At 70.3% G+C, this 22,198-nt stretch carries 20 protein-coding genes, 1 tRNA gene and 1 pseudogene; 14 read left to right on the top strand and 8 right to left on the bottom strand.

The window, feature by feature from the left end; genetic code table 11:
- Window positions 1-31 precede the first annotated feature (31 nt).
- Window positions 32-853 (bottom strand): winged helix-turn-helix domain-containing protein, encoded by an 822-nt coding sequence (locus RY94_RS07670; protein WP_043443217.1) that lies wholly within the window; start codon window positions 851-853, stop codon window positions 32-34.
- Window positions 854-1,306: 453 nt separating this feature from the next.
- A complete protein-coding gene (gene upp / locus RY94_RS07665; RefSeq protein ID WP_043443215.1) occupies window positions 1,307-1,942 on the bottom strand; it encodes a uracil phosphoribosyltransferase in 636 nt (211 codons plus the stop codon).
- A gap of 23 nt (window positions 1,943-1,965) precedes the next feature.
- Between upp and tadA the strand changes: the two genes are divergently transcribed.
- The 7 genes and pseudogenes from tadA (at window position 1,966) to RY94_RS18620 (ending at window position 5,073) form a co-directional block, all read left to right on the top strand.
- Window positions 1,966-2,463 (top strand): tRNA adenosine(34) deaminase TadA, encoded by a 498-nt coding sequence (gene tadA, locus RY94_RS07660; RefSeq protein ID WP_043443213.1) that lies wholly within the window; start codon window positions 1,966-1,968, stop codon window positions 2,461-2,463.
- Window positions 2,464-2,509: 46 nt separating this feature from the next.
- A complete protein-coding gene (locus RY94_RS07655) occupies window positions 2,510-2,998 on the top strand; it encodes a pyridoxamine 5'-phosphate oxidase family protein (protein WP_052274074.1) in 489 nt (162 codons plus the stop codon).
- Between the two features lie 58 nt (window positions 2,999-3,056).
- A tRNA-Ser gene (locus tag RY94_RS07650) sits at window positions 3,057-3,146 on the top strand.
- An 874-nt stretch (window positions 3,147-4,020) separates the two neighbouring features.
- Window positions 4,021-4,197 carry a hypothetical protein gene (locus RY94_RS17765; protein WP_156135062.1) on the top strand — a complete coding sequence of 59 codons (177 nt, stop codon included), beginning with the start codon at window positions 4,021-4,023 and terminating at the stop codon, window positions 4,195-4,197.
- Window positions 4,198-4,325: 128 nt separating this feature from the next.
- On the top strand, window positions 4,326-4,742 hold the full coding sequence (locus RY94_RS18355) for a hypothetical protein (RefSeq protein ID WP_043443210.1): 417 nt from the start codon (window positions 4,326-4,328) through the stop codon (window positions 4,740-4,742).
- Window positions 4,743-4,761: 19 nt separating this feature from the next.
- A pseudogene (locus tag RY94_RS18695) lies at window positions 4,762-4,851 on the top strand (hypothetical protein); the annotation flags it as partial.
- 9 nt (window positions 4,852-4,860) lie between these two features.
- Window positions 4,861-5,073: a hypothetical protein gene (locus RY94_RS18620; protein ID WP_442853441.1), complete on the top strand. Its 213-nt coding sequence runs from the start codon at window positions 4,861-4,863 to the stop codon at window positions 5,071-5,073.
- A gap of 293 nt (window positions 5,074-5,366) precedes the next feature.
- Here RY94_RS18620 and RY94_RS07635 read toward each other — a convergent pair whose 3' ends face one another.
- Window positions 5,367-5,795: a hypothetical protein gene (locus RY94_RS07635; RefSeq protein ID WP_156135061.1), complete on the bottom strand. Its 429-nt coding sequence runs from the start codon at window positions 5,793-5,795 to the stop codon at window positions 5,367-5,369.
- Between the two features lie 371 nt (window positions 5,796-6,166).
- Window positions 6,167-6,934: a type 1 glutamine amidotransferase domain-containing protein gene (locus tag RY94_RS07630; RefSeq protein WP_043443206.1), complete on the bottom strand. Its 768-nt coding sequence runs from the start codon at window positions 6,932-6,934 to the stop codon at window positions 6,167-6,169.
- Between the two features lie 98 nt (window positions 6,935-7,032).
- On the opposite strand from RY94_RS07630, the gene RY94_RS07625 reads away from it, so the two are divergent.
- From RY94_RS07625 to RY94_RS18110, 7 genes are all read left to right on the top strand, one after another.
- Window positions 7,033-7,488 (top strand): 23S rRNA (pseudouridine(1915)-N(3))-methyltransferase RlmH, encoded by a 456-nt coding sequence (locus tag RY94_RS07625; protein ID WP_197060610.1) that lies wholly within the window; start codon window positions 7,033-7,035, stop codon window positions 7,486-7,488.
- A gap of 75 nt (window positions 7,489-7,563) precedes the next feature.
- Entirely contained in the window at window positions 7,564-8,307 is a 744-nt protein-coding gene (locus RY94_RS17220) for a DUF4232 domain-containing protein (protein WP_082046125.1), read from the top strand.
- Window positions 8,308-8,366: 59 nt separating this feature from the next.
- The gene (locus tag RY94_RS07615; RefSeq protein WP_043443204.1) at window positions 8,367-13,376 is read left to right on the top strand and encodes an Lhr family ATP-dependent helicase; all 5,010 of its coding nucleotides are present in this window, start codon (window positions 8,367-8,369) and stop codon (window positions 13,374-13,376) included.
- A complete protein-coding gene (locus RY94_RS07610; RefSeq protein WP_043443202.1) occupies window positions 13,369-14,187 on the top strand; it encodes a DNA-formamidopyrimidine glycosylase family protein in 819 nt (272 codons plus the stop codon). Before RY94_RS07615 ends, RY94_RS07610 begins: the two co-directional genes overlap by 8 nt.
- 39 nt (window positions 14,188-14,226) lie before the next feature.
- Entirely contained in the window at window positions 14,227-15,135 is a 909-nt protein-coding gene (locus RY94_RS07605; protein ID WP_043443948.1) for an RluA family pseudouridine synthase, read from the top strand.
- A gap of 119 nt (window positions 15,136-15,254) precedes the next feature.
- Window positions 15,255-15,890 carry a DedA family protein gene (locus RY94_RS07600; protein ID WP_231554443.1) on the top strand — a complete coding sequence of 212 codons (636 nt, stop codon included), beginning with the start codon at window positions 15,255-15,257 and terminating at the stop codon, window positions 15,888-15,890.
- Complete coding sequence (locus RY94_RS18110) at window positions 15,853-17,241, top strand: TspO/MBR family protein (protein ID WP_052274072.1); 1,389 nt, start codon at window positions 15,853-15,855, stop codon at window positions 17,239-17,241. The genes RY94_RS07600 and RY94_RS18110 overlap by 38 nt, the downstream gene beginning before the upstream one ends.
- Before the next feature lie 53 nt (window positions 17,242-17,294).
- On the opposite strand, the gene RY94_RS07590 is transcribed toward RY94_RS18110, so the two are convergent.
- From RY94_RS07590 to RY94_RS07575, 4 genes are all read right to left on the bottom strand, one after another.
- Entirely contained in the window at window positions 17,295-18,227 is a 933-nt protein-coding gene (locus tag RY94_RS07590) for an NADP-dependent oxidoreductase (protein WP_043443200.1), read from the bottom strand.
- 126 nt (window positions 18,228-18,353) lie between these two features.
- Window positions 18,354-21,179 (bottom strand): phosphoenolpyruvate carboxylase, encoded by a 2,826-nt coding sequence (gene ppc, locus RY94_RS07585; RefSeq protein ID WP_043443198.1) that lies wholly within the window; start codon window positions 21,177-21,179, stop codon window positions 18,354-18,356.
- A gap of 171 nt (window positions 21,180-21,350) precedes the next feature.
- Window positions 21,351-21,704 carry a DUF202 domain-containing protein gene (locus tag RY94_RS07580; protein WP_043443196.1) on the bottom strand — a complete coding sequence of 118 codons (354 nt, stop codon included), beginning with the start codon at window positions 21,702-21,704 and terminating at the stop codon, window positions 21,351-21,353.
- Between the two features lie 2 nt (window positions 21,705-21,706).
- Entirely contained in the window at window positions 21,707-22,153 is a 447-nt protein-coding gene (locus tag RY94_RS07575; RefSeq protein ID WP_082046123.1) for a DUF202 domain-containing protein, read from the bottom strand.
- Window positions 22,154-22,198 lie beyond the last annotated feature (45 nt).

The raw sequence follows: 22,198 nt of genomic DNA, 5'->3' as shown, positions 1-22,198 counted from the left end.
AGTCTAGGGCTTCACCGGTGTGCCCGGCAGCCTAGATGGAGTACTCGGGGGCCGCCCAGACCACGACCTCCGGGTGGTCGTAGAAGCGGTAGCCCTGGCCGCGGACGGTGCGCACGGTGTTGGCCAGGCGGCCCAGTTTCGAGCGCAGGCGACGGATGTGCACGTCGATGGTGCGCTCGTTCGGCACCTCGTCGGCGTTCCGCCACAGCCCGCTGAGCAGTTCCTCGCGACCCACTGTGCGGGTCGCGTTCTCCACGAGGTAGTTCAGGAGTTCGAACTCCTTGAACGTGAGGTTCAGGGTCTCGCCGTCGAGGTGGACCTCGCGCCGCGACAGGTCGATGAGCACTCCTGTGGGCCGGGACTGCTGCGCCCGGGGTGGTGCGGGGACGGCCTCGGGGCGGGCACGGCGGGCGACGGTCGGGTCGCCGAGCGCAGTACGGACGACGTCGATGTCCGAGCCGGGAGCATCCGCCGGGGCGAGCGCGACGGCCGCGTGGCTCTCGGCGGTCGGCACGAGGGAGCGCACATAGGCCCGCACGTCCTGGGCCAGCTTGGTGAACGTGGTGCCCGCCGCCGCGGCGGTGGCCTCGTCCAGGGCGACGTAGAGCACGAAGCCCCGCGCGGTCGTATCGCCGGTGACCGCCTGGGGGCCCGGGACGCCGTTGGGCGTCACGACGGGGACGGGCGCGGTCATGGCCGGCCCGGCATCCCCGCCGGGGACGGCCTGCAGGCGGGACTGGGAAGCCGGGGGCTGCTGCGCGTGACCGGGAAGGGCGTGCCCGAAGGACGGGCGTGCTTGGCGGTTCTGGGGCGAGCGGAGGGAGATGTGGACGTAACCCGGATTAACTGACATGGAACCAACCTCGTGAAGTGTGCCGTCATCGCGGCTCGAATGCGGGATGTGCCCGGTCGGGATGAAGAGGATCGCCCGCCGTTGGGCCTGAGAATGCGTAAAAGGGTTGGGGTGTAACCGTTACGCGTGCATTCGAAAACAGCAGCGGCCGACTCCGGACAAAGTGTCCGGGGAGGAGACCGCGGCTGAATATGCGAGTGAAAGGGTGTTCACGTGACGAATTATTGCACGTAACAATCGGCTACGCGCAAGTAACAAAGGTCGATAGTCCAGCATGCGGACGCCTCATGCGGGAGACGGAATGTGCATCGAAGCGCCCTGGTCCGTCGACAGGGCGCACGACGTCCACGCCTTACGCCGGAAATGGACGATTCGTCCGAATGCAAGCCTTTACGAGGGCTGACGACAGAGCAGTCCGGCCCGTCACGAGACGAAGCGGCCGGGGCGTGGGTCCTAACCGACGACGCCGTAGAGGCGGTCGCCGGCATCGCCCAGGCCCGGGACGATGTACGACTTCTCGTCGAGCCGCTCGTCGATCGAGGCCAGGACGATGGTGACGTTGCGGCCCTCGAGCTCCTCCTGCAGCGTGGCGAGGCCCTCCGGGGCGGCGAGCAGGCAGATGCAGGTGATGTCCGCGGCTCCCCGGGCGAAGAGGAACTTGATGGCCTCGCGGAGGGTGCCTCCCGTGGCGAGCATCGGGTCGAGCACGAAGACCTGGCGCCCGGTGAGATCGTCCGGCAGCCGCTCGGCGTACGTGATGGCTTCGAGGGTCTCCTCGTTGCGGGCCATCCCGAGGAAGCCCACCTCGGCCGTCGGCACGAGGCGCGTCATGCCCTCGAGCATCCCGAGGCCGGCGCGGAGGATGGGGACCACGAGGGGGGTGGGCTTCACGAGTCCGACGCCCTCGGTCTTCGTGACCGGCGTCTCGATGGACACGGTCTCCACGCGGACGTCGCGGGTGGCCTCGTAGGCCAGCAGGGTGACGAGTTCCTCGGTGAGGAGCCGGAACACCGGCGACGACGTGTCCTTGTCCCGGAGAACCGTGAGTTTGTGGGCTACCAGGGGGTGGTCGACTACCAGTACACGCATACCTCAAAAGTACCATTGGAGCCATGGCCCCCTCCCTCCTCCCCGTCCCCCCCGAGCACCGGGCGTGGATGGGGCTGGCCCTGGAGGCGGCCGCACTGACCCGCGCGAGCGCGGACGTGCCGATCGGCGCCGTCGTCGTCGGGCCCGACGGCGCGGTCCTCGGTACGGGCTGGAACCAGCGCGAGGAGCTCGGGGACCCGACGGCGCACGCCGAGGTGCAGGCCATCCGCGCCGCCGCCGCACGTCTCGGCGCGTGGCGGCTCGAGGGCTGCACCCTGGTGGTCACGCTCGAACCGTGCGCCATGTGCGCCGGCGCCTCGGTCCTGGCGCGCATCCCCCGCGTGGTGTTCGGGGCCTGGGACGAGAAGGCAGGAGCGTCGGGCTCGGTGTTCGACGTGCTGCGCGAGCGCCGGCTGAACCACTGGACCGAGGTCGTCGCGGGGGTCCGCGAGGAGGAGTGCGCGCTGCTGCTCACGGAGTTCTTCGCGGCCCAGCGGTCCGGTTCCGGCCCGGGGCGATAGTGCGTAGGCTGATGAAATCCGCAGCATCCCCTTCGAAGGAGTAGACGTGGCAGATCAGCAGGACGGCTTGAAAGAAGTACAGGACATCCTCGGCAAGACCGACATCGCGATCCTCACCACCGTGAGCCTCGATGGCCGGCTCGTGAGCAGGCCCCTCGCGCTCCAGGCGAAGGACTTCGACGGCGACCTCTGGTTCTTCACGGAGGACCCCTCCCCCAAGGCCGACGAGATCCGCGCCAACCCGCAGGTCAACGTCTCCGCGAGCACGGGCAAGGGCTACGTCTCGATCGCGGGCACGGCCACCCTGACGAAGGACCAGGCGAAGATCGACGAGCTGTGGGGGCCGTCGGTGTCCGCATGGTTCGAGAACGGCCGTGAGGATCCCGCCGTCGCGCTCATCCACGTCGACGCCGACACCGCCGAGTACTGGTCCATGGACGCGCCTCGCGTCGTCTCGGCCGTGAAGATGGTCAAGGGCCTCGTGACGGGCACCAAGCCCGACGTCGGCAAGAACGACGTCGTCGAGCTCCCCTAGCTGTTCTGCCCGGGCCGTTTTGGGTCTGGGGCGCTGGACCCGGTAACGTAGTGGCGTTGGTGACGTGTCCGAGCGGCCGAAGGTGCAACACTCGAAATGTTGTTTGGTGTAAAAGCCAACGTGGGTTCAAATCCCACCGTCACCGCCACCGAGAAGGCCCCGCAGCCCCTGCGAACACAGGGATGCGGGGCCTTCTGCTTTGTCAGGGAAGGGCCAGCGGCAGCTCAGCAGTAACGCGATTTCCGCCGCGCTTGTCCTCAGCCACGTTCAATCACGCCACATCGCGGCGCTCTGCCTGCGATTGGCTCTCGAACCGCGCACGCCTCGAAGAGCCCTCATGTCGGCACAAAGGGCGACACGATGGGATCGAAGTACTTCGTCGGCCTCGTGATGCCCTCATCCAAAAGACCAAAGTCCGACTGCGACGTCTTTGCACCCAAGACTATGCATGAGCATGCAGATCCACGGGACCGAGGGCCATGAAGATAGACACGAGTTTCGACATCTGCTTCTGCGACCCGCGCTCACCTTGGCAGCGCGGCATCACCAACGGCCTGCTGCGCGGTGCCTTCGGGGAGTGATGATTCAAGCACCCTCAGCGAAACTGGCCCCGATTGGGGATGGCCCTCTAACTGAAGCATAAGACCCAAGCACATTGCTGCTTCATGATCCCCATCAAACCGATCAGGACACTTCCTGTTGCAGCGACCGCCAGAATCGCCCCTCATGTGGCCACTGGACCCAGCAGAGTGACCGCACATCTTCTGCGATACGCTCGCTCCCTACCCTGCAAAGAAGATTTGACAGAGCAGCGCGACGGACCTGCTCCGGGCGTACCCGAGAAACGGCGCTATACCAACAATTGCGCAACGAGGCGGAACCGTGCGCGTCTGAATCCCGAAGACCTTCGCCCAGAAAAAGGGATCCAAGCCTTACTGACCTAGGTTGGTCGAACACTAAATGATTCGTCGGGCCTGCTGGAAAAGCATCTCCGGCGGAGTAGGCTGAGAAATTTTTAAGGGTTGCTCATTGCGTTCGACCAGCACTTCTACCGCGGACCCGACGACGACGAACTCGACGGTGCGATCAACAGCATCCAAGAAGGGAACATCCTCATGGACAACCACAGCCTCATCGCCGCCGACAGCGAGGACAACATGAAAGCGCTCGAAAAAATGCTTAGAACTGTGACTCGATGAGGGCGCGGAGCGGTGCCATGACGTTGTTGGTGGTGGGTCTGATAGGGCTTGCCGGTTGTGCCGGGAACCCGAATGCGGATCCGACCGAGCCGCCTGCGCCAACGGCTGCTCGCACACAGGAGGAGCCGATGGAAACTGACCTGACCTGGCAGGAAGCCAAAGCCCGCACCCAGGCCATGGAACGGGAGATCGCCGCACTGATCCCGGAAGATGCTGTTCTCTCGATCGATCAACAGCAGACGGGCACGCTTCTGTCCTGCAACGAGACCCAGCACCACTGGGCTGCTGCAACGACGGTCACGGTCGCCGAAGGAACCGAGATAGAGCCCATCGTGAAAGCCATCGAAGCCCACTACCGGGCGAACGGAACCGAAGTATCCGTCGATAGGGACGTAAATGAAGACTATCGGATCCAGATCGACCCGCCTGCTCCTGGGGAGAGTCATCTCGTCTCCGAAGGATTGTCCCCGAACGAGATCCGTATCGCCTCGGGATCTGCGTGCTTCACCCTGCCCGAGGGCATCTACCCGGGCGGGGATTTCTAAAGGCCCGGGTCGGGGGGGGATGGAACAACCCCATCAACCGCAACGAGTTCGAACAGCAGTCACGCTCCATGACCTACGGCATACGGCCGCATCGCTCGCGATCAGCGTTGGGGCGAACGTGGAGGTCGTCCAGAGGATGCTCGGCCACAAGTCCGCCCAGGTCACCCTGGACACCGACGCCGCACTGTTCCCGGATGACCTGGACAACGTCGTCGTGGCCCTCAACCGGCAAGGGATGGAGCACCTACGACATGAGCAATATGTTGGCCCCACGAATGAAGGTCAGAAACGCTGGATTCTAGGGCTTTACGAGGTAACACTTTGGATCTGAGGGGCTACCGCAATGGGTTCAAATCCCACCGTCACCGCCACGTGATGTCGTCAGGTATCGACCACACTGCGCTCTCCTACGGGAGGGCGTTTTGTGTTTCCGGGTCCGGATGCTGACACGTCGTCCTTGAGCGCGGTGCACCCGGAGCAGTCGTGCGAGGGCTCTACCGTGCGCTGCGAAACCATGACACCCGGGAGCGGGTCACTCGCAGACCCCGCCCTGATGATGCTGCCGTTCCGGTATGGGCGAACGCGCCGTTCGCGGGCGGTGACAGTTCAGCACGTGTGGACGGATCACCCCACCAGGCGATAGTCCCGCACCGAGGGAATTCCGTGTCTGATGTCCTTCGTCACCACTCGTGAGAACCAGCCGAGATCGAATTCGTAGTGGCTGCCGGTCCTGAAGGACCCAGCGACTTCGGCTTGATTGTCGAAATTGACCCCCTCGGCCACGTGGATCTTTCCGCAGTCGGTCGTCTCGACCAGGACACCGGCCGTTGAGGCCGAGCCCCTGGTACCGCCGGAGCTTGTATCAGCCCGTGCCGCACCCACCTCACATCGGATGCTTTCGATCCCGAAGGAGTCCAGAACAGGCATCGACATGTAAAGAATGGTGTAGCCGAAGAACAGCAGACCAGCCAGCTTCCAGTACCACTTCACTGTGGATCTCGCGGGTTTTCGGCTTTCTGCCCTGCCACTGGAATCACTACCTGTATCCGCCACTCCGTCTCCTCCCGCTACCGTCCGCAGGTACCACCCGCACGACCTGTCACATCCTCCGACACGGTGGCGCGCCAATGATCAGGCACTCCGCCATAGGTCACTCCGTCGCAGAGGCTCACCTCCGTCACCGGCGGCGAGCAGGGGATGCGGTTCGCCGACGGCTGCGGCGCGGCGCTCGCCGTCGACAGTTCGGGGCTCACCATCATGGCCCTGCAGACCACTCCCGAGCGCACCACACGCCGGCGTCGGGAACATCACCGAACCTCAGTGCCCTGCGTTCGGCATCACGCCACGGGAGGACGCCGCCGGGTAGGCGAAGCAGGGGCCCTGCCCCCACCCGGAGCCGGTCGGCTCCGGGCGGGGTGGCGGGGTCAGCTCTCGTCCTCCACCGCAGCGGCCTTGAGCGCATCCTTCTCGGCGCGCAGGGCCTCCGTCTCGTGCTGCTCCTCGGCTTTCTCCTGATGGATGACCTCCGCGAAGAGCTTCTCCATCTCCTTGGCCACGCCCGCGGCCGACGCCGGGTTCTGGCCGGTCACCAGGCGCTCGTCGACGACGACCTTCTCCTCGAACACATCGGCGAAGACGTGGGTGGCACCCTGCGCCTCGAGCCGGTCCGCCAGGAAGAACGGGATGACCTTGTCCTTGCCTGCGGCGACCTCCTCGTCATTGGTGAAGGCGGCCACCCTCCGGCCCTCGACGAGGCGGAGACCGTTCTCCAGCTCCACGTCCAGCAGGCCGGCCGGCCCGTGGCAGACCGCGCCCACCAGGCCCCCGGCGTTGTAGACGCTGGCAACGAGCTTCTGCAGTCCGTCGCTGTCCGGGAAGTCCCACATGGTGCCGTGGCCGCCCACCAGGTACACGGCGTCGTACTGGCCGGGGTCGACGACGTCCACGCGGGCCGTGTTGTAGAGGCCTGCCCGCGTGGTCTCGTCCTCGGTGAAGGCCACCTGGATGGGATCGGTGGTGTCCACCTCGTCGCGCGGGGGCTGGCCGCCCTGGATCGAGGCGAAGTCCACGAAGTGCCCGGAATCCTTGAAGACCTTCCAGGGATGCGAGGCCTCGGCCACGTTGTAGCCGGTCTTCTCCCCCGTGTCGCCGAGCTCGGAAACGCTGGTCAGAACCATGAGAATTTTCTTCATGTAGTGCTCCTTTCGTCTGCATTCCACCCTACGGGGTGCACGTCGCCCGGTCCGAGGATGCGGGCATGGAACCGTGATCCGGGCGATAGCCTGAACCAATGGCAATCCGGGTGCTCGCAGTGGGCCGCAAGCATGAGAGCTGGGTGTCCGACGGCATCGAGCGGTACTCCAGGCGGCTGAAGAAGCCCTTCGACCTCTCCTGGCAGCTCATCGCCCATTCGGCGAGAGAGCACGATGCGGCGCGCAAGGAGGAATCGGAGCGACTCCTCGCCAAACTGGGCGCCGACTACGTGATCCTCCTCGACGAACGCGGCAAGGCGATCGACTCTCCGGCCCTCTCCCGGACCCTGCTGGCGCCGCTCGAGGCCTCCCGCAGCGTCACGGTGATCATCGGCGGCGCGTACGGCGTCGACCAGCAGGTGCACCAGCGGGCCGATTTCACCTGGTCCCTCTCGCCCCTGGTCTTCCCGCACCAGCTCGTGCGCCTCATCCTCGCCGAGCAGGTGTACCGGGCGCAGGAGATCGCGGGCGGGCGCTCGTACCACCACGAGTAGGCGGCCCAGGTAACGATCTCGGCACGACGTGGTGCACCTCTGTGGCGTGGGAGGCCGCGGCCGTAGGGTGAGCCCATGACTACACTGCTGGGGAGCAAGCGTTGGATCGCGGCCATTGCGGCTGCCGGAGCACTCGTCGCCGTGAGCGGGTGCTCGACGTCGGATCCGGGGACCGGAGAACCGGCCGCGTCGACCTCCGAGACCGCGACCGGAGCACCGACGGCGTCCGGATCACCGTCCGCGGAGTCGACGGCGTCAGCCACGACACCAGCGCCCGAACCGACGTCCACGGCGTCGCCGTCCACCGCATCCACGACTGCACCCGCGGACCCTGCTGCCCCTGCTGCCCCTGCGCCGAGCGCGTCGCCGTCCCCGGAGGCGTCCACGCCGGCCGCGGCCGGCCCCTGCACCGCGGCTCAGCTGACGGGGTCCGTCCAGGACCAGCCGGGCGGCGGCGCTGCCGGGAGCGTGTACCGCACGCTCGTGCTGACCAACGCCTCGGACCAGGGGTGCACGGTCGCGGGGTACCCGGGCGTCTCCTCCGTGGACGGTTCGGGCAACCAAATCGGTGCCCCGGCGGACCGCGACGGCGCGGCATCGGTGCCCATGCTCCTCGCCCCGGGAGCGTCCGCCACGGCCACCCTGCGGCAGGCCAACGCCCAGAACTACGGTGCCGACTGCGGACTCACGCCCGCGACCGGCCTCCGCGTCTACCCGCCCGGCGCCACCGACTCGCTCGTCCTGCCCCAGGCGCTCCCGGCCTGTTCGGCCGCGTCGATCGTGCTGATGACGATCAGCCCCCTGCAGGCCGCTTCCTAGTCCGTCCCTGCACACCGGCGTCCTGACCGAGTGTCGGTGCGCTGGGGCATGATGAGGGAGTGACGCAGGTACTGACGAGGTTCACCCCCGCAACCCATGAGTGGTTCGCGGGAGCCTTCTCCGAACCCACTCCCGCCCAGGAGGGTGCCTGGTCCGCCATCTCCGCGGGTTCCAACGCGCTCGTCGTCGCCCCCACCGGCTCGGGCAAGACCCTCGCCGCATTCCTCTGGGCACTGGACCGGCTGATCGCCTCCGGCGAGGGCAGCGGCGACGTCGAACCCGAACCCGCGACCCCCGCCAAGGGCCGGAAGGCCCCGGCGAAGCCGAAGCGCAGCACCCGTGTCCTCTACATCTCACCCCTGAAGGCGCTCGGCGTCGACGTCGAACGGAACCTCCGGGCCCCGCTGATCGGCATCACGCAGACCGCGAAGCGCCTCGGCCTGCCCGCGCCCAGCATCACGGTCGGCGTCCGCTCGGGCGACACCCCGCAGGCCGAACGCCGGGCCATGCTGACGCGGCCACCGGACATCCTCATCACCACGCCCGAGTCCCTGTTCCTCATGCTGACCTCGAAGGCGCGCGAGACGCTCATGGAGGTGGACACCGTCATCATCGACGAGGTCCACGCCGTCGCAGGCACCAAGCGCGGCGCGCACCTGGCGGTGTCGCTGGCCCGCCTCGACGCCCTGCTCGAGAAGCCCGTGCAGCGCATCGGGCTCTCCGCCACGGTGGAGCCGAAGGAGACCGTGGCCCGTTTCCTCTCCGGCAACGCCCCCGTGGAGATCGTCGCCCCGCCGTCGAAGAAGCAATGGGACCTGACCGTCACCGTGCCGGTGGAGGACATGACCGAGCTCGGCGGAGCAGCGGCCAACACCGACGACGACGGCGACGCCGTGCCGCAGGCGAGCATCTGGCCGCACGTCGAGGAGAAGATCGTCGACCTGATCCAGCAGAACCGGTCCACGATCGTGTTCGCCAACTCGCGCCGACTCGCCGAGCGCCTGACCGCGCGGCTCAACGAGATCCACGCTGAACGCCGCGAGCGCGACGCCGTGTGGGCGGCGGGCGGCGACCCGGACGCCGTCGAGCCCGTGCCCGCGCCGTCGTTCGCGCACACCACCGCCACGCCGGCGCAGATGATGGCCCAGGCGGGGCAGTCCAGCGGCGCCGAGGCGCTCCTCGCCCGCGCCCACCACGGATCCGTCTCGAAGGACCAGCGCGCCCTCATCGAGGACGACCTCAAGTCGGGGCGCCTGCGCTGCGTGGTCGCCACCAGTTCGCTGGAGCTCGGCATCGACATGGGCGCCGTGGACCTCGTGGTGCAGGTCGAGTCGCCGCACTCCGTGGCGAGCGGCCTGCAGCGCGTGGGGCGCGCCGGCCACCAGGTGGGCGAGGTGTCCCAGGGCGTGCTCTTCCCCAAGCACCGCGGGGACCTCGTCAACACCACCGTCACGGTGGAGCGCATGCTCGCCGGGCAGATCGAACCCCTCTACATCCCCACCAACCCGCTCGACATCCTCGCGCAGCAGACCGTCGCGGCCGCGGCGCTCGGCACCATCGACGTCGAGGAGTGGTTCGACGTCGTCAGGACCTCCGCGCCGTTCGCCACCCTGCCCCGCTCCGCCTTCGACGCGACCCTCGACCTGCTCGCCGGACGCTACCCGTCCGACGAGTTCGCCGAACTGCGCCCGCGCATCATCTGGGACCGCGTGGAGGGCACCATCACCGGGCGGCCCGGAGCGCAGCGCCTGGCCGTCACCTCGGGCGGCACCATCCCCGACCGCGGGCTGTTCGGCGTCTTCCTCGTCGGCTCCGAGGGCGAGGGTCCCCGCGCCGGGGGCCGCCGCGTGGGCGAGCTCGACGAGGAGATGGTCTACGAATCCCGCGTGGGCGACGTCTTCGCCCTCGGCGCCACCAGCTGGCGCATCGAGGAGATCACGCACGACCGCGTGCTGGTCTCCCCCGCCTTCGGCCAGCCCGGCAAGCTCCCGTTCTGGAAGGGCGACTCCCTCGGCCGGCCCGTCGAACTGGGCCGTGCCCTCGGCGCCTTCCGGCGCGAGATGTCCGGGGCCACGCCGGAGAAGGCGCAGGAGCGGTGCGAGAAGATCGGACTCGACACCTGGGCGTCGGGGAACCTCATCACCTACCTCAGCGAGCAGCGCGAAGCCACCGAGGTGGTGCCGAACGACAGGACGCTCGTCGTCGAACGCTTCCACGACGAGCTCGGCGACTGGCGCGTGGTCCTGCACAGCCCCTTCGGCATGCCCGTTCACGCACCGTGGGCGCTCGCCGTCGGCGCGCGGCTCGAGCAGCGCTACGGCATGGACGGCTCCGCGATGGCCTCCGACGACGGCATCGTGCTGCGCGTCCCCCTCATGGACGACGAGCCACCCGGCGCCGACCTGTTCCTGTTCGACGCCGAGGAACTCGACGGCATCGTGACGGCCGAGGTGGGCGGGTCCGCGCTCTTCGCCTCCCGCTTCCGCGAGTGCGCGGCCCGCGCCCTGCTGCTGCCCCGCCAGAACCCGAGCAAGCGCACCCCGCTGTGGCAGCAGCGGCAGCGGTCGGCGCAGCTGCTCGACGTCGCGAAGAAGTACCCGACCTTCCCGATCGTCCTCGAGACCGTGCGCGAGGTCCTGCAGGACGTCTACGACCTCCCCGCCCTGAAGGACCTCGCGGCCTCGCTCGAACGCCGGGAACTGCGGATCGTCGAGGTCACCACGCAGCAGCCCTCACCCTTCGCGCGCTCCATGCTGTTCGGCTACGTCGCGTCCTTCCTGTACGAGGGCGACTCCCCGCTGGCCGAGCGCCGGGCCGCCGCGCTCTCGCTCGACCCGACCCTCCTCAACGAACTGCTCGGCCGGGCCGAACTGCGGGAACTGCTGGACGCCCGGGTCATCGCCGACACGGAACTCGAGCTGCAGCGCCTCAAGCAGGACCGCCTCGCCCGCGGGCTCGAGGGCGTCGCCGACCTGCTGCGCCTGCTCGGACCGCTCACCGTCGAGGAGATCACCGAGCGCCTCGCGGCACCCGCCGACGAGCAGGCCGCCGCCGCCCTCGCCGACAGCACCCCGCCGGCCGGCGCCACCCTCCGGGTGGCCGGCGACGACCCGGAGGACGGCACATCCCCGTCCGGTGCGCCCCCGTCCGACGACCCCTCCGACGAGGAGCTGCTCGCCGCGAACGCCCCGGCCGCCCCGAACCCCGTGAGGGCCTCACCCGAGGTGGTGCGCGGACACGTGGCCGCCCTCGTGAAGGCCAACCGCGCCCTGACCGTCCACATCGGCGGCGTCGAGCGCGTCGCCGCCGTCGAGGACGCCGCCCGCCTGCGGGACGCCCTCGGCGTCCCCCTGCCCATGGGCATCCCCCTGGCCTTCATCGAGCCCGTCGACGATCCCCTCGGGGACCTCGTGGGGCGCTACGCGCGCACGCACGGCCCCTTCACGGCCGCGGAGGCCGCATCCCGCCTGGGGCTCGGCGTCGCCGTCGTCGCCGGGTCGCTGCAGCGCCTCGCCGGCGCCGGGCGCGTGGTGGAGGGCGAGTTCCGCCCCGCCGAGTCGGTACCCGTGCTCGACATCTCGGCGGCCTCGGGCGCCGAGCCCGGCACCATCACCGTGCACGCCCCGGCCGCCAGCGAGTGGTGCGACGCCGAGGTCCTCCGCCGCCTGCGCCGCCGGTCGCTGGCCGCCCTGCGCCAGGAGGTGGAGCCGGTGGACCCCGCCGCCTACGGGCGGTTCCTGCCCGCCTGGCAGCACATCGGCTCCGGGCTGCGCGGCCTGGACGGTGTGGTCACCGTCATCGACCAGCTCTCCGGCGTGCCCATCCCCGCGTCGGCGTGGGAGCCGCTGATCCTCGCCCAGCGCGTGGCCAACTACGCGCCCGCCATGCTCGACGAGCTGACGGCGACCGGCGAGGTGCTCTGGTCCGGCGCCGGGTCGCTGGCCGGCAACGACGGCTGGATCGCCCTGCACCTGGCCGAGAACGCCTCCCTGACGCTCCGACCCGATCCCACCTTCGAGCCCACGGCCCTCCACACCGGACTGCTCGACCTCCTCGCCGGTGGCGGCGGGTACTTCCTGCGCCAGCTCACCAACCAGCTCGACGTGCAGGAGGCTACGTCGGACGCCGCCGTCGTCACCGCCCTGTGGGACCTGGTGTGGGCGGGCAGGATCAGCAACGACACGTTCTCCCCCGTGCGCGCCCTCCTCGCGCACGGGAAGACGGCCCACAAGCAGCGACCGGTCCCGGCCCGTGCACGGACCTCGCGGGCCGGGCGGCTGGGCCGCGCCCCCGGCAAGTCACTCACCGGGGCCTCGATGCGGCTGAGCGTGGCGGGCGACGACGGCGCCACCGGCGGCTACCAGCGGGCCACGCCTCCCCTCGCGGCCGGCCGCTGGAACATGCTGCCCGCCGTCGAGGCGGAGACCACCCTGCACGCGCACGCGCAGGCGGAACTGCTGCTCGACCGCTACGGCGTCGTCACCCGCGGGGCCGTCGGCAACGAGGGCATCCCCGGAGGCTTCGGCCTCATGTACAAGGTGCTGGCGCGGCTCGAGGAGATGGGCCGGTGCCGGCGCGGCTACTTCATCGAGCATCTCGGCGCCGCGCAGTTCGCCGTCCCGGCCACGGTGGACCGCCTGCGCTCCTTCAGCGCCGACAACCAGTTGCCCACCGCCCAGGACGTGCTCGGCGGGGAAGCCGCTCCCCTGAAGGCTGTGGCCCTCGCGGCCACGGATCCCGCCAACCCCTACGGCGCGGCGCTCAGCTGGCCCCAGGCCGACGGCGGCCACCGCGCCGGGCGGAAGGCGGGGGCGCTCGTCGTGCTCGTGGACGGGGCGCTCGCGCTGTACGTGGAGCGGGGCGGCAAGACACTGCTGGCGTTCACCGAGGACGTCGACGTCCTGCGGGCGGCAGCGCTGGCCCTGGTCACGATCATCCGCCGGGGGGCCGCGGACAAGATGGCCCTCGAGAAGGTCAACGGCGGCGAGATCCTGGACACCGACATCGGCCGCGCGCTCGCCGACGCCGGCTTCCACTCCACACCGAAGGGGCTGAGGATCCGTGCCTGAGGGCGATACCGTGTGGCGCGCCGCCCGCGAACTGCACCGCGCCCTCGCCGGGAAGACGCTGACGCGCTGCGACATCCGTGTGCCCCGCTTCGCCACCGTGGACTTCACCGGTGACGCCGTGCAGGAGGCGGTGTCCCGCGGGAAGCACCTGCTCATCCGGGGCGGGGGCGACGACGGCTGGGACATCCACTCGCACCTCAAGATGGAGGGCCTCTGGCACGTCTACGCCCGCGGGGAGAAATGGCGGAGACCGGCCTTCAAGGCGCGCTGCATCCTGGAGACCGCGGACGCCGTCGTCGTCGGTTTCGAACTCGGCTTCCTGCGGGTGATCCCGCGCGCCGAGGAGGACGACGCCGTCGGATACCTGGGGCCCGACCTGCTCGGTCCCGACTGGGACCCGGAGGAGGCACTGCGACGCCTGAGGGAGCAGCCGGAGCGTCCCATCGGCCTCGCCCTGCTCGACCAGCGGAACCTCGCGGGGATCGGCAACGTCTACCGGTGCGAGCTGTGCTTCCTCGCCGGCGTCCACCCGCTCACCCCGGTGGGCGAGGTGCCGAACCTGCCGCGCATGGTCGAGCTGTCCAAGAAGCTCCTCGAGGCGAACAAGGAGCGCAGCACCCGGGCGACGACGGGACAGCTCCGCGGCAACACGCTCTGGGTGTACGGGCGGTCCCGGCGGGGCTGCCTGCGTTGCGGCACGCCCGTGGCACTCGAACAGCTCGGGGACAAGGAGACCGAACTGCGCGAGCTCTACTACTGTCCGCACTGCCAGCCGCGATTGGAAGCCCCGGCCGGGACGGCACTACCCTGACCAGATGGACGGAATCGGAGAGGTGATGCGCTGATGGCGATGAGATCACCCCTGCCCGTGCGCAACGGCGTCAACGCGACTCGGCTCCGCCTGCCGGCCGAGGGCCCGTGGGAGACCGCCCTCGACTACATCCTCGACCGCTTCGACCACGTGGATCCCGAGGGTATCGGCGAGCGCTTCGACCGCGGGGAGGTGGTCGCCCTGGGCGGCGAGGTCCTGACGCGGTCCACCCCGCTCGGTGAGCACACGTTCGTCTGGTACTACCGTGAGCTGCCGGTCGAGGAGCGGCTGCCCGTCGAGCTGTCGATCCTGTACCAGGACGATCACCTGCTCGTCGTCGACAAGCCGCACTTCCTCCCGACCACGCCGGGCGGCATGTACGTGGCGGAGTCCGCCCTCGTGCGGCTGCGGGTGGAACTCGGCATCCCGGACCTCATCCCCATGCACCGGCTGGACCGCATGACGGCGGGCATCCTCATGTTCTCCATCGACCCGGACACCCGCGGCGCCTACCAGCTGCTCTTCGAGAACAGGCGCATCAGCAAGGAATACCGGGCCGTGGCGCCGGTCCGGCCGGAGCTGCGGCTCGACGAGGAGCCGCAGGACGTGCGCAGCAGGATCGTGAAGTCCCGGACCTACCTGCTGGCCCAGGAGGTCGAGGGACCGGCGAACACCCACACCACGGTGAGCCTGCTGGACCAGCGCGCCGGCCGCGGCCTGTACCGGCTGCAGCCGCACACCGGCAAGACCCACCAGCTCCGGCTGCACATGGCGTCCCTCGGGCTCGGCATCGTGAACGACCCGTTCTACCCGGTGCTGCATCCGCAGGCACCCGACGACTACACCCGGCCACTGCAGCTCCTCGCGCACAGCATCGCGTTCACGGACCCGGTGGACGGCACCGAGCGGAGCTTCGAATCCGGCCTCACCCTCGCCGGGTTCGCCTGACCCTGCCCTGACCCGTCCCGGTTTCCCGCCCGGTTTCGTCCCTGCATTCTCCCCTGCCCCGGCCCGGGTCTCCCCCCGGTCCCCGGCGGCGCCCCGGGTCCGGACGGTACATTTGCGGAGTGGACCTGCCCGGAACGGACATCCCCGACCCGCTCTACCTCCTCCTCATGTTCGCCGTCGTCGTCGCCGATGTGGTGCTCCCCGTGGTGCCCTCGGAACTGCTCGTGATCGGCGCCGGCACCATGGCCGCCGACGGCATGCTCCTGCTGCCCGTCGCGGGCCTCGTCGCGTGGGCCGGCAGCTGGCTGGGGGACGTGGCCCTGTTCCTCCTGTTCCGGCGCCGGCTCACGTATGTCCTCGACCGTTTCCGCTGGGGGCGCCGGGTGCATCGGGGGCTGCGCGAGGCCATCGCGAAGGCGGGTTCCTCGCCCACCTACGCCGCCGTCGTCGCCGTGCGCTTCCTGCCCGGCGGGCGCACCGCGAGCGTCGCCGCGGCGGGCATCGCGGAACTGCCCCTCCGCCCCTTCATGCTGGCCGCCGGCACCGGAGGCGCGCTGTGGACGGCCTGGCTGGTGGGCCTCGGCTTCGTCGCGGGCGCCTCGACCGGGCTGCCCGCCTGGATGGGTGCCCTGCTCGGAATGGTGATCGGTACGCTTGTGGGAGCCATCACGGCGGCAATCCTCGCCCTGAAGAAACACCGGAAGGCCAAGAACGCGCATGAGCACCCCGAAGAACCCGGGTCCGAAGCTCCCTGACAAGCCGGTCAGGCCCCCGACCGTCGCGCAGGAAGCTCCCGCTGCCGCACCCTCCTCGGACACGGCGAGTGTCCTCGAACGCCTCAAGGCCGCACAGCCGCGTGCTGCTGCGGCCGGCGGCGACGACGGGGCCGGCATGTCTCCCGCGCCGACCTCAGCGACGGGTACCGCGAGTGCGGGCGGTACGACGGGAGGCGGCACCCGCACCCTGGATGCGCCCAGCGGAGCCACGACCACCAGGGCCTCCGGCAGCAGAGCCACCCCCGGCGGCAGCACCAGTGCCCTTGATGCGCCCAGCGGAGCCACGACCATCGAAGCCGCGGGCAGCGAGGAAGCCACTGGCGCTGGCACGGGCACGGGCAGTGACGCCGGCGGCCCGGACGCTACGGAGCGGCTCCGGGTCGCGGCCGTCCGGGCGAGGGCCGCGGCGAACGTGACCGGCAGGGTCATCCACCGGGGCAGCAGTGCGACGGCCCGCCACGTCTCCTCCTGGGACCGGGACATCGTGCGGCAGGTGGTCGTGACGGTGTGCGCGATCGCCTGCATCCTCGGCTCGGCGGCGGGGGTCGGGGCCTTCGGCGGCCCGTCCATCCGGGACGCCGCGGGCGGCCTGTTCGCCCCGGACGCGACGCTGCTGGCGCCGTCGTCGACGGCCTTCTCCATCTGGAGCGTGATCTACGTGGGCCTGGTGGCGTACACGGTGTTCCAGTGGCTGCCGTCGCAGCGGAGGACCGACCGCCAGCGGCACCTCGGCTGGACCGTGGCGGCCTCCATGCTCCTCAACCTCGCGTGGATCCTGAGCGCACAGGCCAACCGCCTGACGCTGAGCCTCGTGGTGATCATGCTGCTCTTCTTCGCGCTCCTGTCCGCCGTCCGGACCATGAACGACCACCCCAACGAGACGAGGCTCGAGGGGGCACTCGTGGATACGCCGATCGGCCTCTACCTGGGCTGGGTCCTGCTGGCGGCGGCCGCGAACTGGGCGGCGTTCCTCACGGCCGCGGGAGCGGACCTCTTCGGCTGGTCCGGTGTCGCGTGGTCCATCCTCGGGATCAGCGCCGTCCTCGTGACGGCCGCCATCGTCTGCTCGACGGACCGCGGGCGCCTCGCCGTGGCCGCGGCCACCTCGTGGGGACTGCTGTGGATCGCCGTCGAACGGGTGTTCGGCCAGCCCTTCGCGATGAACCTGGCGTTCTTCGCCGTCCTGGCGATCTTCCTGCTGCTCATCACGGCGGGCTCCCGCCGGCACCGCGTGGACCACGAGTACCGGCACTGGCTCCGGGCGCAGCAGGATGCCCGGCGCGAGCCGGTCCACCTCGGGGGCGGCGACTACGAGGACTCGCGCTACTAGCCGGACGCGTGGGCACGGCGGCAGGACGCCGCCGTGCCCCGGAGCACCCGGGCCTAGCCCTGGTCTCCGACGGTGACGGCGATCTTGCCGCGCACGTGGCCGTCGATGCTGCTGCGGAACGCGTCGGCCGCACGCTCCAGGGGGAAGGTCCCGGCGAGCACGGGCTTCACGCTGCCCGCTTCGACGAGTTCGGTGAGCGCGAGCAGGTCCTCGGGGTTCGGCCGGACGAAGATGTACCGGCCGCCCTTGTCCTTCACCTCGGCGTCGGCCACGGAGGCAACCCTGGCCGGGTCCGACAGGTAGGCGAGGGAGGCCACCCAGTCGTCGCCGCCCACGTAGTCGACGACGGCGTCGAGCCCCTCCGGCGCGGCCTCGGCGATCCGCTCGCCGAGCCCCTCGCCGTAGGTCAGCGGCTCGGCGCCGAGCGAGCGCAGGAAGTCGTGGTTCTTCGCGGACGCGGTGGCCAGCACGCGGGCTCCCCACGCCTTCGCGATCTGGATCGCGTACGTGCCTACACCGCCCGCACCGTTGTGCACCAGGACGGTCTCGCCGTCGGACACGCCGACGGCCGCCAGCGACTGGTACGCCGTGAGTCCGGCCAGCGGCATGGTGGCCGCTTCCGCCCAGGACACGTTGCGCGGCTTCCGGGCGAGGGTGCGGACGGGAGCGGCGACCTGCTCCGCGAAGGTCCCGAAGCCCACGGTGTCCGCGCGGACGTAGCCGATGACCTCGTCGCCCGCCTGGAACTCCGTCACCGACGGCCCGGGCCGGACGACGACGCCGGCCACGTCCCACCCCGGGATCACCGGGAAGTACGCCGGCAGGGCACCGTCGAGGTACCCGGCCGTGATCTTCCAGTCCACCGGGTTGACCGAGGACGCACGGACGTCGACGAGCACCGCGTCCGGTCCCACCTTCGGGTCCGGCTGCTCACCGTACTGGAGGACGTCGGGGTCGCCGTACTGCTCGTAGAACACTGCCTTCATGGGTCTCCTTCTCGTGGGCCGGCCCGCCGGGTCACGGCGGGCCGGACGCCTTTCGGCTGCCTGAGGCGCAAACCCCACCGTCGCCGGGCGTATTCCGGGGCGACGGTGTGCGGAGGAGTACGGGGCTCAGCCCGTGTTGCGCATCCCGGCGGCAACGCCGTTGATGGTGATCAGCATCGCGCGCTGCAGCTGCCCGTCGGGCTGCCCGCCGTCGGCCTCGGACCGCACACGGCGCAGCAGCTCCACCTGGAGGTAGGAGATCGGGTCGAGGTACTGGTCGCGCACCGCGAGGGAGCGCTTCAGGACCGGCTGGTTGTCGAGCAGTTCGTGTTCGCCCGTGAGCAGCCTGATCTCGGCGAGCGTGAGCTCGTACTCCTCCCGGATGACGCCGAAGAGATGCTGCAACTCGCCGGGGACGAGGGCCTCGACGTAGTGCGCGGCGATGTCCAGGTCCGTCTTCGCGAGGGTCATCTCCACGTTCGAGACCACGGTGCGGAAGAAGTGCCAGCGCTCCAGCATCTCCGCGAGCAACCCCTCATGGCCGGCCTCCCGCGCGGCGCGCAGTCCGGAGCCCACGCCGAACCAGCCGGGGACGATCTGCCGGGACTGCGTCCAGCCGAAGACCCATGGGATGGCGCGGAGGCCGCCGAGGCCGCTGCCCGAATCCGGCCGCTTCGCGGGCCGCGACCCGATGTTGAGCGAGCCGAGCTGCTCCACCGGCGTGGAGGCGAGGAAGTACGCCGGCAGGTCCTCGTGGTCGATCAGCGAGCGGTAGCGGGCGAAGGCGGCGTCCGACACCGTCTCCATGACCTCCGCCCAGCGGTCCCGCTCGTCGTCGGACGAGCGGGGCGTGCGGTGCAGCGCGGAGCCCTGCATGACCGCGGCCAGGGACAGCTCGAGGTTCTCCCGGGCCAGGGCGGGCAGCGAGTACTTGTCGCTGATGACCTCGCCCTGCTCGGTGAACTTGATCTCGCCCTCGAGGACGCCGTTGGGCTGGGCGATGATGGCGTCGTACGTCGGGCCGCCGCCCCGGCCCACGGATCCGCCGCGGCCGTGGAACAGGCGGAGCCGGACCCCGTGCTTCGCGGCGACGTCGCGCAGGAGCCGCTGCGTCTTGTGGATCTCCCAGAGGCTCGTGAGCACCCCCGATTCCTTGTTGGAGTCCGAATAGCCGAGCATCACCTCCTGCACGTCGCCGCGCAGGCGCACCACCTCCCGGTACGTGGGATCGGACAGGAGGGTGTCCACGATCCGGGCGGAGACCCGCAGCTCGTCGACCGTCTCCAGGAGCGGCGCGAAGCCGATCTTCGCGAACGCGCCGGAGTCGGCGCCTCCGGACCCGTCACCGACGACGTCGACCAGTCCGGCCTCGCGGGCCAGCACCACCGGGGCGAGGACGTCGTCCGCGCCGCGCGTCATGGAGACGATGTAGGTCTCGATGACGTCCGGGCCGTAGGTCTCCAGGGCGGAGGCGATCTCGCGGAAGACGTCGAAGGTGCGGCGTGCGGCGTCGTCCAGGGGAGGCTTCGCCGTCGCCAGCGGACGGCGCGAGGCCAGCTCGTCCGACAGCGTCCGGAGCCGGTCGGCGCGGGACAGCTCGAGGTAGGGGACCCCCAGCTCTCCCAGCCGGTCGGTCAGCTGGGCGATCACGTCGTGGTGCATATCCGCGTGTTCGCGGACGTCGAGGGTCGCGAGATGCAGCCCGAAGGAGGAGATGACGCGCGACGCGGTGGCGAGGGCACCGTCCGCGGCGAGGCCCGCCGCGTGCTCCCGGAGGGAGTCCCCGACAAGCTCGAGATCCGCCAGCACCTGCGCCGTGTCGTTGTAGTCCCGGCCGGGCTCGTGCGCGGTGTGGTTCTGCACGCGCGCGGCGGTGTTGAGCAGCTTGGCCTTCACGCAGGTCAGCTTGAGCCGGTAGGGCTCCTGGGCGTTGAGCTCGAGGATCCGCTTGTCCAGGCGGGGCAGGTTCGCCAGGTCACGCTGGATGGACGCCGTCAGCTCCCCGGACGCCGCGACGATCGCTGTCGAGGACGAGAGCGAGGAGATGAGCCGGTCGATGAAATGGATGGCGATGCGGACGGCCTGCTGGTTCTGGATCTGCAGGATCTCGCGGGTCACGGCCGCGGTGACGTTCGGGTTGCCGTCGCGGTCGCCGCCGATCCACGAGCCGAACCGGAGCGGCGCTCCCTCGGCGGGCAGTGCCACGCCGTGCTCGGCCAGGAGGTCGGAGAGGTCCTCGAGCAGTTCGGGCATCGAGGTGGTGAGGATGTCACCGAGGTAGTAGATGGCGTTCCGGGCCTCGTCGATGGGCGTGGGCCGCACCTGCCGCAGTTCGTCCGTCTGCCAGATCAGGTCGATGACCTCGGCGAGCCGCCGGTCCTGGCGCCGTCGTCGCTGGGAACCCTCGGGCGTGGCCTCGGCCAGGATGTCCGAGAGGCGGCGGAGCTTGTCCAGGACCGACCGCCGCGAGGCCTCGGTGGGGTGCGCCGTGAAGACGGGGCGCACGTCGAGGGACGCGACGACGTCGGCGAGCGCGGCCGGGCCGGCGTCGGAGGCGATGCGGGACACGGTCTGCGCGAGCCAGCCGTCCTCCTCGGGCCGGGCGCGCAGGCCGCGCACGCGGTGGACCTGCTCGGCGGCGTTGGCCAGGTGGAAGTAGGCGGCGAAGGCCCGCACGAGGTCCGTCGCCTGGTCGATGGGCAGGGCCGCGAGCAGCTCGCGCACGCGACCGGCCAGCTCCGCGCGCTCACCCGCGTCGCTGACGCTGCCCGATTCCTTGGACTGCTTCGTGAGCAGGCGGACGCGCTCCACGAGGTCCAGCAGCTCCTGCCCGTGCTGCCGCACGAGGGATTCGCCCAGCAGCGTGCTGACACGCCGCACGTCGGCCCGGAGATCGGCGCTGACGTCGCCTGCCGCGTCGCCGGGCCGGTCGCCGACGGGTGGGGCGGTCACTTCGAGGGGCACTGTCACAACGGCCTGCTTTCAGGTCACGGAGAACGGGGCGTACACGGCACTGGATACGACGGATGATGGTCGGATTTTACCCGGCGATGTGGTGCGCACCTCACCGGGCCCGTCATGTGAAGCGGCGCCGTCCGGCCCGCCCTGCCGCACGCCCGGCGGTCAACGCAGGGGCAGGGCGACGACGACGACCAGGGCCAGCGCACCGAGCAGTGCCACGGCAACCGTGGTCCCCAGGACGCCGGCCACGTCGGCATCGATCCGCCCCTCCCGGATCCCGCGGGCGCTGCGGCGGTAGCGGCGGGCCTGCCCGGCGGTGATGGCCAGGGCCGTCGCGGCGGTCAGCAGGGTCAACCCGAGCGGGAACCAGCCGTGGCGGGGCACCCAGCGGAGCAGGAGTACACCGGCGATGACCAGCGCGAGCATGGTGCGGTTCCAGGCCAGCGTGGTCCGTTCGGGCTGCAGTCCGGGATCCTCGTGCGGCCTCGGGGCCGGGTCCTCCCGCGGTCCCCGCACGGTCAGGCGTTGCCCAGGACGACGACGAGGAACGCTGCGGCGACGAGCGCGCCCCCACCGGCCAGGACGGGGACGAGGATCGACAGCGGCAGCGGGGCCTGTCGGCGCATGGCCCGCTCGACGGCGAGCCAGCGGACACCGGCCGCGACAGCCAGCACCATCGCGAGCAGCAGGAGCACGACGGCGAGCCCGGTGCGGACCGGCTGCGCGAACGTGTCCGTGGTGAAGGCCTCGACGGCGACGCCGCCGGCGAGGAGCGCGAGCGCCGTCCGGATCCACGCGAGGAAGGTCCTCTCGTTGGCGAGGGTGAACCGGGGGTCGGGCTCGGTCCCGCCACCGAGGATCCGGGCGGACCGCCCCCGGCGTCCGGAGCCCGGGGCCCCGTCTGTCGTGGATGCGCCGGGCGTCGCCGGCGCCTGCTCTGATGGCTCGTCCCTCGAAGACCTCACCGCCCCATGGTAGGGCCGGCCGGCGGCCGACGCGGCGTCCTGCCG

Origin of the sequence: Arthrobacter sp. L77 (assembly GCF_000816565.1) — a bacterium.
GTDB classification, from domain to species: domain Bacteria; phylum Actinomycetota; class Actinomycetes; order Actinomycetales; family Micrococcaceae; genus Arthrobacter_D; species Arthrobacter_D antioxidans.
Note: the sequence above shows the minus strand (reverse complement) of the source record. Positions and strands in the feature narration are given on the sequence as shown.

What these genes read in the sequence shown, in the direction of transcription:
- RY94_RS07670 (WP_043443217.1), bottom strand. Translation starts at nt 853, where the DNA reads ATGTCAGTTAATCCGGGTTACGTCCACATCTCCCTCCGCTCGCCCCAG.
- upp (WP_043443215.1), bottom strand. Translation starts at nt 1,942, where the DNA reads ATGCGTGTACTGGTAGTCGACCACCCCCTGGTAGCCCACAAACTCACG.
- tadA (WP_043443213.1), top strand. Translation starts at nt 1,966, where the DNA reads ATGGCCCCCTCCCTCCTCCCCGTCCCCCCCGAGCACCGGGCGTGGATG.
- RY94_RS18355 (WP_043443210.1), top strand. Translation starts at nt 4,326, where the DNA reads ATGGAAACTGACCTGACCTGGCAGGAAGCCAAAGCCCGCACCCAGGCC.
- RY94_RS07630 (WP_043443206.1), bottom strand. Translation starts at nt 6,934, where the DNA reads ATGAAGAAAATTCTCATGGTTCTGACCAGCGTTTCCGAGCTCGGCGAC.
- RY94_RS07625 (WP_197060610.1), top strand. Translation starts at nt 7,033, where the DNA reads ATGGCAATCCGGGTGCTCGCAGTGGGCCGCAAGCATGAGAGCTGGGTG.
- RY94_RS17220 (WP_082046125.1), top strand. Translation starts at nt 7,564, where the DNA reads ATGACTACACTGCTGGGGAGCAAGCGTTGGATCGCGGCCATTGCGGCT.
- RY94_RS07605 (WP_043443948.1), top strand. Translation starts at nt 14,227, where the DNA reads ATGAGATCACCCCTGCCCGTGCGCAACGGCGTCAACGCGACTCGGCTC.
- RY94_RS18110 (WP_052274072.1), top strand. Translation starts at nt 15,853, where the DNA reads ATGAGCACCCCGAAGAACCCGGGTCCGAAGCTCCCTGACAAGCCGGTC.
- RY94_RS07590 (WP_043443200.1), bottom strand. Translation starts at nt 18,227, where the DNA reads ATGAAGGCAGTGTTCTACGAGCAGTACGGCGACCCCGACGTCCTCCAG.